Source organism: Starkeya nomas, from assembly GCF_902703545.1.
In the GTDB taxonomy this organism is placed as follows: domain Bacteria; phylum Pseudomonadota; class Alphaproteobacteria; order Rhizobiales; family Xanthobacteraceae; genus Ancylobacter; species Ancylobacter moscoviensis.
Window position 1 is genome coordinate 3923291 of the sequence record NZ_CACSAS010000001.1, and the last position, 15862, is coordinate 3939152.

The 15862-nt window shown below is 68.1% G+C and carries 10 protein-coding genes; 1 reads left to right on the forward strand and 9 read right to left on the reverse strand.

What is annotated here, in order from left to right; all coding sequences use genetic code 11:
• Window positions 1-28: 28 nt before the first annotated feature.
• From STARVERO_RS18550 to STARVERO_RS18575, 6 genes are all read right to left on the reverse strand, one after another.
• The gene (locus tag STARVERO_RS18550; protein ID WP_159600673.1) at window positions 29-1132 is read right to left on the reverse strand and encodes an ABC transporter substrate-binding protein; all 1104 of its coding nucleotides are present in this window, start codon (window positions 1130-1132) and stop codon (window positions 29-31) included.
• Window positions 1133-1443: 311 nt separating this feature from the next.
• Window positions 1444-3477: a sigma-54-dependent Fis family transcriptional regulator gene (locus STARVERO_RS18555; RefSeq protein WP_159600675.1), complete on the reverse strand. Its 2034-nt coding sequence runs from the start codon at window positions 3475-3477 to the stop codon at window positions 1444-1446.
• A gap of 126 nt (window positions 3478-3603) precedes the next feature.
• Entirely contained in the window at window positions 3604-4872 is a 1269-nt protein-coding gene (locus STARVERO_RS18560; RefSeq protein WP_159600677.1) for a D-arabinono-1,4-lactone oxidase, read from the reverse strand.
• 17 nt (window positions 4873-4889) lie between these two features.
• Window positions 4890-5999, reverse strand: coding sequence for an LLM class flavin-dependent oxidoreductase (locus STARVERO_RS18565; RefSeq protein WP_144341226.1), 1110 nt, complete (start codon window positions 5997-5999; stop codon window positions 4890-4892).
• Between the two features lie 181 nt (window positions 6000-6180).
• Window positions 6181-7455: an NAD(P)/FAD-dependent oxidoreductase gene (locus STARVERO_RS18570; RefSeq protein ID WP_159600679.1), complete on the reverse strand. Its 1275-nt coding sequence runs from the start codon at window positions 7453-7455 to the stop codon at window positions 6181-6183.
• Between the two features lie 3 nt (window positions 7456-7458).
• The gene (locus tag STARVERO_RS18575) at window positions 7459-9042 is read right to left on the reverse strand and encodes a GMC family oxidoreductase (protein WP_159600681.1); all 1584 of its coding nucleotides are present in this window, start codon (window positions 9040-9042) and stop codon (window positions 7459-7461) included.
• Between the two features lie 568 nt (window positions 9043-9610).
• On the opposite strand from STARVERO_RS18575, the gene STARVERO_RS18580 reads away from it, so the two are divergent.
• Window positions 9611-11524: a sigma-54-dependent Fis family transcriptional regulator gene (locus STARVERO_RS18580; protein WP_159600683.1), complete on the forward strand. Its 1914-nt coding sequence runs from the start codon at window positions 9611-9613 to the stop codon at window positions 11522-11524.
• Between the two features lie 3 nt (window positions 11525-11527).
• Here the strand turns inward: STARVERO_RS18580 and STARVERO_RS18585 are convergent, their stop codons facing one another.
• Genes STARVERO_RS18585 through STARVERO_RS18595 form a run of 3 tightly spaced genes read right to left on the reverse strand, consistent with a single transcriptional unit; the run spans window position 11528 to window position 15821 of the window.
• Window positions 11528-12784, reverse strand: a complete 1257-nt coding sequence (locus tag STARVERO_RS18585; protein WP_159600685.1) for an NAD(P)/FAD-dependent oxidoreductase — start codon at window positions 12782-12784, stop codon at window positions 11528-11530.
• A 9-nt stretch (window positions 12785-12793) separates the two neighbouring features.
• The gene (locus STARVERO_RS18590) at window positions 12794-14386 is read right to left on the reverse strand and encodes a GMC family oxidoreductase (protein WP_159600687.1); all 1593 of its coding nucleotides are present in this window, start codon (window positions 14384-14386) and stop codon (window positions 12794-12796) included.
• Between the two features lie 10 nt (window positions 14387-14396).
• Window positions 14397-15821: an FAD-dependent oxidoreductase gene (locus STARVERO_RS18595; protein WP_159600689.1), complete on the reverse strand. Its 1425-nt coding sequence runs from the start codon at window positions 15819-15821 to the stop codon at window positions 14397-14399.
• Window positions 15822-15862: the final 41 nt, after the last annotated feature.

Sequence of the window (15862 nt, forward strand, 5' to 3'; positions counted from 1 at the left end):
GATATGCGCGTCAGGGTGGGCACGCTCGTCAGAGCGTGCCGGCCTTGAAGTCGTTCCAGATCTGCAGCCGGCGTTCGAAATCTTCCGGCTTCTGCAGGATCACGAGCTTTTCCCAGAAGTCGCCGGCCTGCGAATCCGGGATGTTGGTGCGCTGGAGCGTCTTCTCGCTCACGCCGCCCGCCTTGGCTTCGGCGAGGTCGAGCACGCCGTTATTGGTCGAGGCCTCGATGAAGCGGGCCTGCCACTTGGTGGAGAGGTTGTCGTTGATGAACTTGTAGACGATGTCGCGGTTGCCCTTCTTGGAAACGCCGGCGCAGTCGATCCAGGTCGGGGTGCCTTCCTTCGGCAGCGCATAGTTGAAGTTCTTGCCCTTGTCCTGCAGCGAGGTCACGACGGCGATGTTCTGGCAGTAGCCGATGACCGCGTCGCCGGCGGCGTAGATCGTCACCGCGTCGTCGAAGCCGCGGGCGATGGTGCGCACCTGCTGGCGCAGCGCGCGCAGAGCCTTCTCGCAGGCCTCGAAGTCGGCATCCGTCAGGTTGAAGGGATCCTTGGCGCCGACATGGAGCGCGATCATCGGGAACACGATCGTGCAGTCGTCGAAGATATTGACCTTGCCGCGGTACTTCTCGTCCCACAGCGCCGCCCAGCTGTCCGGCGACGTGATGAGATCGGCGTTGTACATCAGCGGCTGGGTGCCCCAGTTGTAGGGCACGCCGACGATCTCGCCGCCGACATTGGTGTATTTCTTCCAGTCGAGCTTGGGGGTGATGTTGGAGATGTTCGGCACCTTGGCGGTGTCGAAGGGCACGATGAGGCCGGCCTCCTTGAAGCGCGGCAGCGAGCCGGTCTCGATATACATCACGTCCGGCTGCACGGCGCCGGAGAAGGGCTGCGAGAACAGCTCATCCACCGAGCCGATGACCACCGGCTTGACCTCGACGCCATTGGCCTCGCTCCACTCCTTGCACCAGGCCGGGTCGTGGTAGGTCTCCCAGGTGAGGAGCACGATGGGCTCCTGGGCATGGGCGCGGCGCAGCACGCCCGGCGCGGCCAGGGCCGCTGCCGCAAGGCCCATGCCCTTCATGACACTGCGGCGCGACGGCGCCCGGTTCCCGCTTTGGAAGGTCATTTTTATCCCCTGTGTTCGGGCCTTTTTGGCCGACACGTGGTTCGGCAACTATCGTGCCATCTGCGCCGGTGCAATTTCGGCAAGGTGAGATCACATCATCGTGTCGTCAATCGACGTGTTGTTAAAATAACAAATAATGTACTTTTAATTATAATTCAGCATTCGACTACCGATATACTTGATCAACGTCGAGACATGATCTCGCTCATGAGGCGGGATGAGACACCCGGACACAAAGGCGGGGAAGTTGCATGAATGAGCCGGCGGGTGTCGCAGATGCGCGACAGCCCGCCGCCGGTTGCGCCGGCGTCTCAATGGACGATCTGGTAGCGCTGGAGCTTGCGATAGAGCGTGGCGCGGCTGAGCTGGAGCGCGGCGGCGGCCGCCTTCACATTACCCCCGCAGCGCGCCAGCGTGGCGACGATGGCCTCGCGCTCGGCCGCCGCGATGGCGTGCCGGGCGCTGCCGGCCGCCTCGATCTCCGGTCCGCACGCCTCCGCCCCGGCAAAGGACATGGGTGAGACCGGGGCCGCCGCGAACGGGCCCGGCGCGACGGCGGCAGCCATGCGGGCGCCTGGGCGGATGGCGACGTCGCGCGCCGTCAGCACGCCCCCCTCGCACACATGCACGGCGCGGTTCAGCACGTGGCGCAGCTCGCGCACATTGCCGGGCCAGTCATGGTTCATCAGCAGCGCCAGCGCATCCGGCGCGAGGGTAAGACGGCGCCCCTCGGCGAGGCTCGCGAAGACCGCCTCGATCAGCTCGCGCCGGTCGGTCCTCTCCCGCAGGGCGGGAATGTCGATCACGGCGCCGGCGAGGCGATAATAGAGGTCCTGCCGGAACAGGCCGCGCGCGATCTGCGCCTCCAGGTTCTGGTTGGTCGCGGCGATCACCTGCACGTCGATGCGGCGCGGCTTGCCGGAACCGAGCGGCGTGACCTCGCCGGATTCGAGCACATGCAGCAAACGCGTCTGCTGGCTGATCGGCATGTCGCCGATCTCGTCGAGAAACAGCGTGCCGCCGTCGGCTTCCACCAGCCGGCCCGGGCTGCCCTCGCGGCGCGCGCCGGTGAAGGCGCCGCTGCCATAGCCGAACAGCTCGCTGTCGATCAGCGTGTCCGGCACCGAGGCGCAGTTGAAGGCGACGAAGGGCGCGGCCCGGCGCGGGCTTTCCTCATGGACGGCACGGGCGAAGGCGTCCTTGCCGACGCCGGTCTCGCCGAGCAGCAGGATCGGCAGCGAGCCGCCCAGCACGCGGCGCACGAAGCGCACATTGGTCGTCATGCGCGGGTCGCTGCCGGCGCAGTCGTCCAGCGTCAGCACGCGGGCCGAAGGGCGTGCCGGCGCCGGGGCGGGACGCATGCGCGGCGCCGGATCGGCCGACGCCGCCGGGCGGGCGCCGGCGGACGGCACCTCCATCGGCCCGCTCAGCGAGACGGTGATGGCATCGCCGCCCTTCTGCAGATGCAGGGTGAGCTCGGCGCCACCGAGGCGGGCGAGGTCGATGAGGCGATGGTCGCGCTCGAACACCGCCCAGAGGCTGCGCACGCGGGCGAGCTGCACCCGGTCGCGCAGCATCTCGCGCGCCGCGTGGTTGAGACCGACGAGCTGGAAGTCGCCGTCGAAGGCGATGAGCCCGTGATCCACCGGGCCGGTCGCGAATTTGAGAATGTAGTTGCGACGGAAGGCCTTGCGGAACATCCGCTCGCCGATGCGGTCGGCGAGGCCCGAGGTCAGGCCGAGCACCACCTTCAGCGTCTCGCGCTGGAGCTCGGGATTGCGGATCGAGATGTTGATGGCGCCGAGCAGCTCGTCGTCGGGGCTGAACAGCGGCGCGCTGGCGCAGGACAGCGCCGAGAACTCGTAGAAGAAGTGGTCGTTGGTGTAGACGCCGACCGGCTGGCGCTCCACCAGGCAGGTGCCGATGGCGTTGGTGCCGGCGGACGGCTCCGCCCAGGCGGTGCCCGCCCGTTCCACCTCGCTGTAGAATTCGGGATTGTAGTTGGCGCGTTCGCTGATGATGTAGCCGTCGATATTACCGAGGCTGATGCTGAATCCCGAAAGCGAGACGGCGCCGAACATGGCGTCGATCTCCGGCCGGGCGAAATGGATCAGCTCGTCATTGGCCTCGCGCTGCAGCTTCAGCTCGGCCTCGCTCACCGATTCGATGCGGAACTTGGCGCCGGGATCGAAGCGGTAGCCTTCCATGCAGCGCCGCCAGGAGGCGGCCATGGTGTCGGCGGCGCGGAGCGCGCGGAATTTGCCCTCGGCGGCGGCGCCCGGGGGCAGGGCCAGCTGGTTCGCGCTCGAAACGATCCGGGAAACGTGACTGCGCAGGTCCAGCATCGCGAACTCCGGTTCCGACCCCCCGCTTAAATTCTGCGCAGCACAAATCTTGGTCGTCAACCCGAATTCCCTCCCGCTCGGCCGTCCCCCGCAAACGAAAACGGGCCGGCAGTGCCGGCCCGTTCCTCATGCGAAGAGCATGCGCAGATGATCGTTGAGGAAGACCCCGTCGGGGTCCATCTCCCGGCGCAGGCGCTTGAAGGCATCGTATTTCGGATAGATCCGCTCCAGCCGCTCCGGGGTCATGAAGTGGTGCTTGCCCCAGTGCGGGCGCGCGTCGTAGCGGTCGAGGATCGCATCGGCGTCGCGCAGCATGCCCCAGGTCCATTCTTCTAGCGGACCAGAGATGGAAAGCGCGTAGCCGTCCCGCTCGGAATAGGCGGAGAGATAGGTGTCGTCGCCCTTCACCGCCCGGCATTCCACGGGATAGACCGCGTCGGGATACTTCGTCTGGAACATGTGCCGCACGTCCGCGAAGCATTCCTCGAAGCGGCCGAAGGGCACGGCGTATTCGATCTCGCGGAAATTCGGGATGTAGTCGTTGGGGTAGATGATGGAGGAGTGGTCGAACTCCTCCCCCGGCCCCAGCTCCGGCGCCGGCTCCGCCACCGGCACCGCGTTGTAGGTGCGCATGTGGCAGATGTCGAAGTCGCGCGTCGCCTTCGAGGGCACCACACCGCCCGGCAGCTCGTAGAGATCGGCCGATTCCTTGCGCGGCAGCCAGAAGAACCAGAAGGTCCGGTTGGCGTCGAGCAGCTCGTGCAGATGGCCGAGGCAGTCCTCGGTGTCGGTGTTCCACGAGCGCTTGTAGATATTGTAGGACGGCACCGCCTGGAGGGTCAGCGAGACCACCAGCCCGAACATGCCGATCGAGGTGCGGAACGCCTTGAACAGCTCGCCGTCGGCCTGCGAGAGGTCGCGCAATTCGCCCTCCGCCGTGACGATGCGCGCGCCGATGAGCTGCGCGGAGAGGCAGGGCAGCTTCTTGCCGGCGCCGTGGGTGCCGGTCATCAGCGCGCCGATGATCGCCTGCCGGTCGATATCGCCCTGGTTGTTGAGCGACATGCCCTGCTCGCGCAGGAACTTGGTCAGCGCGCTGATGCGCATGCCCGGCCGCACCGTGACCTGCAGCTTCTCCCTGTCGACGGCGACGACCTGGTTGAAGTCGTCGAAGTCGATGTGGATGCCGGGCGTCGGCACGATGGCGGGGTTGGAATGGCCGGCCCCGCTGGCACGGATCGGCAGGCCGAGCTTGCGCGCCTCGCGCACGATGGCGCACACCTCCTCCTCGGAGGTCGGCCGCGCGGTGTAGCGCGGCACGAAATACTGCTCTCCGAACCAGTTCCACCAGAGTTTGCCGGGCTGCAGCACGCCCGTCTTGTCCACGCTCAGCATCTTCTTCCTCCGCCCGCTCAGACCGCCATCGCCGGCACGTTTTCGCCCAGGGCCGCATTGACGGCGGGCATGACGCGCTTGGCAAGCAGCTCCATCGAGCGGCGCATGGCCGGCTTGTCCACCCATTCGTGCGAGGTCATCATCAGCGTGCCGAACGGACCGACCTCCTCGCGCAGCGCGAGGATCTTGCGGGCGACCGTCTCCGGGCTGCCGTAGATCACGAAATTGTCGCGCACCATCTGGTGGGTGATGGTGGCCGGGTCGGTGTCGCGGAACGGAGCGAGCAGGGCGCCGGCGCCCATGCGCTCATACACCCGGTACATGTAGTCGTAGTACCAGTCATAGGCGCCGCCAGCGGTCTTCACGAGGCGCTCGGCCTCCTCGTCGGTATCCGCCACATGGATGGAGCGGGCGACGCGCCACTTCGAGCCGTCCGGCGTCTTGCCGAGCTTGGCGAGCTCGTCGCAATAGGTCTCCCAATGGGTCTTCACCACCCAGGAGGCGACGAAATTGGCCGAGATCGGCATGAAGTCGTTGCGGGCGGCGACGCGCATCGAGCCGGAGTAGGGGCTCGACACCGAGACGGCGAGCGGGGGATGCGGACGGGTCAGCGTCTTGGGCAGGATGCCGACGCCAAGGTCCGGCCAGTAGTTCCTGGAGAGCTTCACGTCCCAGAACTTGCCGGGGATGTCGTAGGGCGGGTCGGAGGCCCAGATCTTCTTCATGATCTCGATGGAGTCGAGCATCATGGCCGTGCGGTCGGCCTGCTCCATGCCGAACACCTCGAAGTCCGAGCCGAGGCCGCCGGTGCCGATGCCGAGCAGCAGGCGCCCGGGGGCGAGGTGGTCGAGCAGGGCGATGTGCGAGGCCGCCATCACCGGGTGATAGAGCGGGAGCGGCAGCACGCCGGTGCCGAGCTTGATGCGCTTGGTCTGCGGCGCCATGTGCGCCAGGAACATCAGCGGCGAGGAAATCTGTTCGATATCGGCGGAGTAGTGCTCACCGATCCACGCTTCCTCGAAGCCGAGCTCGTCGGCCAGCTTGAAGGCCTCGACGTCCTCGGCCAGCGCGGTCGGATAGTGTCGATTGACCGAATGAAGCGGCATCATGAAGAAGGAAAGCAGCACGACCGGACTCCCTTGACTGCGACCGGCGTCACGCCGGCAGCACCATGTCGGCAAGGCTCGTGCCACTCCCTCACATCATTGATTTAACTGGATAAATCCTCTCTCCCTCGCATCCGCCGGCCGGCCGTGTCTCATCCCGGAGAAACCGGCCGCGCCGATGCGAAAGGGCCGGCGCGCGAGATCAGAACCGCGTCGGCGCGAAGGGCGTGATGTCGAAGGCCGGCGGCCGGCCGGCAAGGAGATCGGCGACCGTCATGCCGGTGCGCGCGGCCGAGGCAAGGCCGACATGGCCATGCCCGAAGGCGTACACCACGTCCGGGCTGGCGCTGGCGCGGCCGATCACCGGCAGCGAATCCGGCATGCTCGGCCGGAATCCCATCCAGCGCGACACGCGCTCCTGCGGGTAGTCCGGCGCGAGGCCGGGAAACAGCCGCCGGCCGAGGGTGAGCAGGTAGTCGGCCCGCGTCCAGTTCGGCGGCGCCTCGAGCCCGGCGAACTCGACCGTGCCGGCCATGCGCAGCCCGGTCTCCATCGGCGTCGAGACGAATTTGGCGCTGGCGTCGAGGATGGGCCGGCGAGGCAACGTCTCGGGATCGGCGATCAGCACGTGGTAGCCGCGTTCGGTGTCGAGCGGGATGCTGTCGCCCAGCCCGGCGGCGAGCGGGCGCGAATGGGCGCCGGCCGCCACCACGGCGGCATCGGCGGGAATGAGGCCGGCGGCGGTCTCGACCCCCGTGAGCGTCGTTCCCTGGCGGGCGAAGCCGCGCGCCTGCGCGGCCACGATGCGCCCGCCATCGCGCTGGAACTGTTCGGCGACCGTGCGCACCAGCCGGTTCGGGTTCACCGTGTTGCCCGCCTGCGGGAACAGCACGCCGATCGTGTAGTCGTGCGAGACGCTGGGCTCGAACTGCCACAGCTCGTCCTCGCGCAGCACCTCGAAGGCGATGTCGTTGTCGCGGCGGAGCCGGTAGCCGAGCGCGTCGCCCTCGAAATCGGCCTGGCTGCGATAGACGGCGAGGAAGCCGTCGCGGCGGATCAGCGCCTCGTCGCCGGCATTGCGCACCAGCGGCAGCCAGGCGCCGTAGGAATCGTGCAGCAGCGGCGTGAGGGCGCGGGCCTGCGCGCGCACGCCGGCCTGCGTCCCCGCCCGCACGAAGCGGACAAGCCACGGCGCCAGCGTCGGCAGGTAGCTCCAGCGGATCGACAGCGGCCCGAGCGGGTCGAGCAGGTAGCCGGGAACCTTGGCCAGCGTGCCCGGCATCGACATGGGCACCACCGAGGAGGGCGCGAAGACGCCGGCATTGCCGAAGGAGGCTCCCTCGCCGATGCCGCCGCGCTCGATCAGCACCACGTCGTGCCCATCGCGCAGCAGGAAGCTTGCGGTCGCGACGCCCACCGCGCCGCCGCCGATGACGGCGACGGTGCGCTTCTTGTCTGCCTTGCCGGAAGTAACCATGGTTCAGGCCGCCTTGAGGAAGTCGGCGCAGCGCTCGCCGATCATGATGCAGTTCGCATTGAGATTGCCGCTGACGATGACCGGCATGATCGAGGCGTCGGCGACGTAGAGATTCGACAGGCCGCGCACCTTCAGCCCCTCGTCGACCACCGCCATGGGATCGCTGCCCATCTTGCAGGTGCCGGCGGGGTGGTAGATGCCGATGGAGGTCTCGCGGACATAGGCGGCCCACTCGTCATCGCTCTGCACCTCCTTGCCCGGCTTGAACTCGCCGAGGACATGGCGCGCCATCGGCGGCGCCTCGAAGATGGCGCGCAGCCTCTTCGCGCCGGCGATCAGCGTGTCGAGGTCGCGCGCGTCGCCCAGGAGGTTCGGCTGGATGGCCGGGGCCGCGGAAGGATCGCGCGAGGCCAGCCGCACATGGCCGCGCGAATGGGGGCGGTGAATGTTGTTCAGCGCCGTCACCGCCGGCTTGTCGAACAGGATCGGCCCGGTATCGGTGAGGTCGTAGCCGACCGGCGTGAAGTGATACTGGAGATCGCAGCGCGCCAGTTCGGGACGCGAGCGGGTGAAGGCCAGCACATGCGCGTCCGGCGTCGTCCCCGGCCCGCGCCCGGCGAAGAGCCAGAGCGCCCCATAGAGCATGGCGTGGAACAGCGTGTGCTGCACATTGTAGGTGGGCTGGTCCACCCAGACGATATGGCTGGTGCCGGGATGATCGTGGAAGTTCTCGCCCACGCCCGGCAGGTCGTGCACCACCTCGATGCCCTGCTCGCGCAGATGCGCCTGCGGCCCGACGCCGGAGAGCATGAGGATCTGCGGCGAGCCGAAGGCCCCGGCCGCGAGCACCACGCCCTTGCCCGCCCGCGCCACGACGAGCCGGCCCTGCCGCTCGAACTCGACGCCGATGGCCCGGCGGCCCTCGAACAGCACGCGCCGGACCTGCGCCTGTGTCAGCACGGTGAGATTGGGACGCTTGCGCCAGAGATAGGCCCGCGCCGAGCTGCACCGCCAGCCGCCCCGCTGCGTCGCCTGCACATAGCCGATACCGCCCTGCGGCGGGCGGTTGAGATCGGGCGTCGCCTCGAGGCCCGCCTCGACGCCGGCGCGCAGAAAGGCCTCCGACAGCGGGTGCGAGGTGCGCAGGTTCTGCACCCCGAGCGGCCCCCCGACACCGTGATCGGCATCGGCTCCGTTCTCATTGTCCTCGGCGCGGCGGAAATAGGGGCGCACGCTCTCGAAATCCCAGCCGGCGCAGCCATTCGCCGCCCAGTCGTCGAAATCCTCCGGCTGGCCGCGCACATAGAGCATGCCGTTGATGGAGGACGAGCCGCCGAGCACCTTGCCGCGCGGCATGTAGTCGGTGCGCCCGCCGCGCGAGGGATCGGGCGCCGAGGTCAGCCGCCAGTCGAAGCGGGGATTGCCGATGGCGTAGAGATAGGTCGCCGCCGGCATCAGCACCGGCAACCGTCGATCCGAGCCGCCGGCTTCCAGCACGAGGACGCGGGAGCCCCCGTCTTCCGCGAGTCGCCCGGCAACGCTACTGCCACCGGACCCGGAGCCGACAACGATGTAATCGAATTCCATGGGATCTACACTGCACCCGAAGCGACACGGCGCCCATTGCGCGAATATCTTTTAATATGTCACCAATGATGTGAAGTATAGTTAGAAGTGCATGGCCCATTATTTCTCACTTATGAGACATTCTATTCTCAGTAGCGAGAATCGCCCTCGTCGCGGCCCGTCGATCCGCGAAACCTTCGCAACGCGGCCGCAGGCGCGCGGCCGCCGCGCTCGCGGTATCGGGCAACGCGGGAGATCGTGGGACGTCCGGCAGGGCTTCCACTTTTGCGCGCAGGACGTACAATCCGCCTCTCCCCCGGCGCGGGCGTGAAAGCCGCTTTCCGTCGACGGACGGCCGACACGGCCCCGTCACAATACGGCTTGCCAAAAAAATGGGCGTGCCGCATCATGGATCAATTCAAGGGCGCCGAAGAATTCGCCCGGGACGATTCGTTTTATTTGCCAGAGCCTTGCGTGCTCACAGTGCGGCATTTGGATGTGAGCCGGCGTTGAGGCGCTTCGCGCTGACAGCTTCCCGAGCTCCGCATGCAGAGCGGGATCGAGCGCTATGATGGATCACGGTCAAAGGGTGCTGACCACTCTCCGTACCGCGCCGGGACTGGTTCCGGTCGGACAGGATTTCCCCTATCGCTCCTGGTCGCGCTGCGTCGAGGAGTACGGGCTGGAGCCGGGACGCTGCGGCGCGCTTCCGCTGGTCGGGCACCGGGAAATCAACGTTGCGCGCGAGGCGCTCGAGGACAAGCTGATCTTCGCCTATGAGGAGATCGACTTCCTCTATTCCATCGTCGGGCGCATCGGATACTGCGTGACGCTGACCAACGCCGAGGGCGTGACCGTCGCCGAACGCGCCGACCGCTCCTCGCGCTACTATTCCGACACCGAGCGCCCCGGCTCAGTATGGAGCGAGCGCCATGCCGGCACCAACGGCGTGGGCACCTGCCTTCGCGACGCGACCGTGACCTCGGTCTATCAGGACGAGCACTTCTTCGAAGACTTCATCGAGATGTCCTGCGCGGCGATGCCGCTCTTCGCGCCGGACGGCGCGCTCTGGGCGGCGCTCAACATCACCGTGCGCAACCCGAAGCTCCAGCGCGAGACGCACGCCATCGCGCTGGAGGTGGTGCGCAAATCCGCCGAGCGCCTGTCCGAGGCGATCTTCCGGCGCACCTATGCAAACCGCACCGTCCTCAAGCTGTGGAAACCGGACGGGCAACCCTGCCTTCTGGCGGTCGATGCTGATCATGCGGTGGTCGGGGCGGACGCCGCGGCACGCCAGCTTCTCAGCCTGCCGAAGACCGACTTCTCGCCCTTCTCGCTCTGGCGCCTGTTCGCGCGCGATCCTTCCGCGATCAAGGACCGCTCCGGCCCTTCGCTGCCGCTGGAACTGATCCGCCTCGACGGCTCGCCCCTGCGCGGCTACGCCTACGGGCCGCTGCGCGAGCCCGCCCCCACGACACCGCGCGCCCGGCCCACCCCCGCGCCGGCACCGGAAGCCGCGGAAGCGGCACCGGTTACGCTCGACCAGTGGGCCGGCACCGAGCCGCGCCTGAAGCGCAATGTCGACATACTGCGCCGCCTCAGCCGTACCGGCCTGCCGATCCTGGTGCTGGGGGAGACCGGCGTCGGCAAGGACACGCTGGCGCGCGCCTATCACACGGAATCACCGCGCGCCGCCCAGCCCTTCGTCGCGCTCAACTGCGCGGCGATGCCCGAGACGCTGATCGAGAGCGAGCTTTTCGGCTATGCCGGCGGTGCCTTCACCGGGGCGCGCAAGGAGGGCTCGGCCGGGCGCTTCGTGCAGGCCCATGGCGGCACGCTGTTCCTCGACGAGATCGGCGACATGCCGCTCCATCTGCAGACGCGGCTGCTGCGCGTGCTCGAATCCGGCGAAGTCGCCCCGCTCGGCTCCGGCAAGATCCAGCGCGTCGACGTGCAGGTCATCGCCGCCACCAACCAGAAGCTGGAACAGCGCATCGCGCAGGGCGCCTTCCGCGCCGACCTCTACTACCGGCTCGCCGGCGTCGTCATCAACGTCCCCTCCCTGCGCGAGCGCGCGGACAAGGAGGCAGTGATCGACGACTGCATCACGCGCACGGCCGGCAGGCTCGGCATCCGCGTCTCGCCCGCCGCGCGGCGCATCCTCCTGCAGCATTGCTGGCCGGGAAACCTGCGCGAGCTCTATCTCGTCGTCAGTCGCGCCACCTCGCTGGCCGAAGGCAAGATGATCGAGTCACACGATCTCCTGCTGGCCCCCTCGGTGATGCCAGTGGAGGCACCGCTCACCGCCGCGCCATTGACCGACGCGGGCGAGCGCCGGCCAGCCGGCATGCGCGCGCGGGTCGACGAAGCTGAGCGTGCGGCCATCCTCGACAATATCGAGGCCTGCCGGGGCGACATTGCCGCCGCCGCGCGCAATCTCGGCATGAGCCGCGCCACGCTCTACCGCCGCCTCAAGGCGCACGGCATCACGCGCCGCGGCTGATCGCTAGCCGCGATTGAACCGCACGAGGCTGTAGGGCGCCGGATCGATCACCGGCGGAGTGCCGGTCACGAGATCGCGGATGAGCCGCGCCGTGGTGCTCGCGCCCACCATGCCAGTATGGCCGTGACCAGTCGCCACGTATAGCCCGGGGACACGAGGTACGGGACCGATCGCCGCCACGCTGTCGGGCAGCGAGGGGCGGAAGCCCAGCCATTTACGGTACGAGATCGCCTGTAGCCCCGGGAAGACCAGCCGCGCCCGGTCCATGAGCTGGCGAGCCCGCTTCTCGTCCGGCGGCGCGTCGAGACCGGCGATCTCCACCGTGCCGGCAAGGCGCAGCCCTTCCTCCATCGGCGTGATCGCCATGCCGCCGTCGCGCAGCAGCAATGGCAGTCGCGGCTCGATATTGGCGCCCTCCAGCATCAGGTGATAGCCGCGCTCGGTCTCCAGCGGCAACCTCATGCCGAGCGGATGCAGCAGCCGGCCCGTCCAGGCGCCGGCGGCGAGGATGACCGTACGGGCACGCCAGTCGCCGAGATTGCCGAACAACTCGAAGCCGCTCTCGGTCGGCCGTACCGACAGGACCTTCTGGGCGAGAACGCGCCCGCCCGCCTCGATAAAAAGCCGGCTAATCACTTGCGTCAGTCGACCGGGATTCACCGTCCAGCCATTGTGCGGGAAGTACAGACCACGCTGCGCGATGGGGCCGATGCCCGGAAACATCTCCTTGAGGGCGGCGTGATCGAGATTCTCCACCACGATGCCGTGCCGGTCGATGAGATGGCGGATGAAGCCCTCATTGCGGCTCGGCCTGCCGTTGTAGAACACATTGACGCTGCCCTCGGTGCGGATGAGCTCGGCGAAAAGCGCCGGGCCGAGCATCTCGCGATAGCCGTCCATCGTATCCCGATGCAGCGCCCGCAGCGCATCCGAAGCGGCATGCACGGTCGAGGTGCGGCTGGCAAGGATCCACCGGGCGAGCCACGGCGCGGCGGTCGGCAGGTAGCGATAGCGTAGCGCCAGCGGTCCCTCCGGATTGGTGAGCCATCCGGGCACATTGCGCCAGAAACCGGGCAGCGCGACCGGATTGTTGGTGCCGGCGCTGAGCAGGCCGGCATTCCCGTAGGAGGTGGCGGTGCCCGGCGGCAGCGGATCGACCACGGTGACGGAACGGCCGGCGCGCTGGAGTAGCAACGCAGCCGACAGGCCGATGATGCCGGCACCGACAACGACGATGTCCGCTTCGGAAAGATTGGCCATAGCGCGCCCTCAGCCCCGGTTGCCGCGAATGAAGTCCGCCGCACGCTCGCCGATCATGATGGTCGGCCCGTTGAGATTGCCGGAGACGACGTAAGGCATGACCGACGAATCCGCGACGCGCAGGCCGTCGACGCCCCGCACCCGCAGTTGCGGATCGACCACCGCCATATCGTCCGCACCCATCTTGCACGCGCCGGACAGATGCAGCGCACCCTGCGTTTCGCGCCGGACATATTCGTCGTAGTCAGCCCGCGTCTTCAGCGGCCTCGACGGCTTGTGGGAAGCGGCGATGTACTTGGCGATGGATGGACGTGACATGATTTCCTCGCCCTTCTTCACGCCCTCGATGAGCACGTCGACATCGCGCTGATCGGCGAGGTAGTTCGCTTCGATCTTGAGCGGCACCGAAGGGTCGGCCGAGCGCAGGCTGACATAGCCGCGCGAGCGCGGACGGCAGCCATAGACGTTGAGCGTGCAGCCATTGCCGCTCGGCGTGCCGTCGACCCCGACTTCGACGCCGGCCCCGGCGAGGAAATGGTACTGAAGGTCCGGCAGCGGGTCGGAGGCGTCCCCCCACCAGAAGGCGCCGCCCTCGCACACATTGGACGCCACCGGGCCGGTGCGGAACAGCGCATATTCCAGCCCCGCGACCGCCTGCCAGCGCAGCTTCTTGTACTTGTCGTAGCTGTAGGGGCCGTTGAGATCGTAGATCAGGAAGCAGTCGGTATGGTCCTGCAGGTTCTGGCCGACGCCGGGCAGATCATGCTTCACCTCGACGCCGACGCCGCGCAAATCATCCGCCGGGCCGACACCGGAGAGCAGCAGCAGGCGCGGCGAGCCGATGGCGCCGGCACTGATCACCACCTCGCGCTCGGCCCGCACGACCCTGCGCTCGCGGCCGTCGCGATATTCCACGCCGACCGCGCGGCCGTTTTCGATCAGGATGCGCAGCACCGGCTTACCGGTGAGAACGGTGAGATTCTTCCGGCCGCGCGCCGGCTTGAGATAGGCCACCGCGGCGCTGCAACGCCTGCCGTCGCGCATCGTCACCTGATAGAGGCCGCAGCCGGCCTGCGTGCCGGAGTTGAAGTCGGGATTGTAGGGCAGCCCCGCCTCCTGGCAGGCCTTCAGCCATTCCTTGGTCAGCGGGCTGGTGAAGCGCTGGTCGGAGACCGAGAGCGGGCCTTCCGTGCCGTGCGCCTCACCCGACAGGCTCTCATTCGCTTCCGCCTTCCTGAAGTAGGGCAGCACGTCGCGATAGGACCAGCCCTCGGCGCCCGACTCCTCCCAGCGGTCATAATCCTGCGGGCAGCCACGGATATAGACCATCGCGTTGACCGAGCTGCCGCCGCCCAGAACACGCGCCTGGCCGGTGTCCGGCGCCATGTTGAACTGGTGCCGCAGCGGCTCGAGCTGGATCCGGCGAAGCATGCGCTGCGTCTTGTAATAGGTCACCGGCATATGGATGAACGGGCTGCGGTCGGACGGGCCGGACTCGAACAGCAGCACCGACGAATCCGGGTCCTCCGACAGGCGCGAGGCGATGGTGCACCCTGCCGAACCACCTCCGACGACGATGTAGTCGCATGTCCTGATGGTCATCTTGGCTCCGTCAACGCGTTCCGATGGTAAGATTGAAAAGCCGCGGCAGCGCAGCGACGGCGCGGGCAAGGGACGGCGCGCGCCGTCCCTCCTCCTCGGCGTCCTCGCAGGCAAGGATCGCGCGGCGGATGGCGCAGCCGCCCAGATAGCGCGCCGGCTCAGGCGGCAGGACCGGCAGTTCCCGCCGGCAAAAGGGTGAGCGCGTCCACTCGTCGCGTTGCCCCAGCGCCAGCGAGGCGAGGCACTGGCCGATGATCCAGCTCGGATTGACGCCATGGCCGGAGAAGCCGAGGCCATAGGCGATGCGGCCTCCGCCGAGCGTGCCGGCGAACGGGAAACGGTCGGAGGACACATCGATCGCTCCTCCCCAACGGGAGGCCACGGCGGCGCCCGCCAGCATGGGGAAGAGCCGCCCGACGCCGCGCTCGGAACGCGCGAAAGAAGCCGCGTCCCGCGTCATCGCCGCGCTCTCGACACGTGCGCCATAGGCGATGGGGCCGGAGCCGGTTCCCATCAGCAGGCGCCCGTCCGGCGTGCGACGGGAATAATGCAGGAACGAGCGCGCATCGACGATGCTGGTCGGCGAGGTCCAGCCGGCGGCGGCAAGCCTGTCCGGCATGGGCTGGCTCATCATGGCGTAGCTGGAAAAGGCCATGAAACGTCGCCCGATATCCCCATGGGCGATCTGCCCGGCATTGGTCGCCAGCACCACGGCATCGGCGGTGACGGAACCGCCCGGCGTGGTGATGCGGCATGCTCCGCCGGCTTCCGCGAACTTGAGCATGGGCGTGCCCTCGTGGAGGCCGATCTCCGCATCGAGCACGGCCGCGCGCAGGGCGCGGGCGAGACGGCCGGGATGGACCGTCGCCTCCTCCGGGAAATACAGCCCCTTGCGAAAGACCGGCGAGGCGCAGATGTCGCCGATTTCCGCGCGCGTGAGGGGACGGGCGAAACGGCCGGCATCGAGCTCGGCCATCGCTTGGGCGCCGGCATCGATCACCGCGTCCTGCGCCGGAGCGGTCGAGACCTTGAGGCCGCCGCCCTCGCGCCACCAGACATCGCGCCCGCAGGTGGAGATGAAGGCACGGATCGCGTCCTGTGCCCGCGAACCGAGGCGCGCCATGTCCCATGCCGCATCCGCCCCGAGGAGGCGCGCGAGGCGCGGCAGGGTGGTCCAGTAGCCGTGAACCTTGCCGGCATTCTTGCCGCTGGCTCCGGCGCCGCAGACATCGCGCTCGATCACCGTCACCGAGATGTTCGGCCGGCGGCTGCGCAGCGCAAGCGCGGTCCACAACCCGGTGAAGCCGCCGCCGACGATGGCGACGTCGGTACGCACATCGCCAGCGAGGGGTGGGGCTGGGCGGGCAGACCCCTCGCTGGTGAGTGCCTCGGACAGCCACCACGATGTGGCCCCGGCGGCGGATGTCACGCTCATGATCCGGTTCCCGACACCGCCGGAGCGCCGACGCCCGAGGC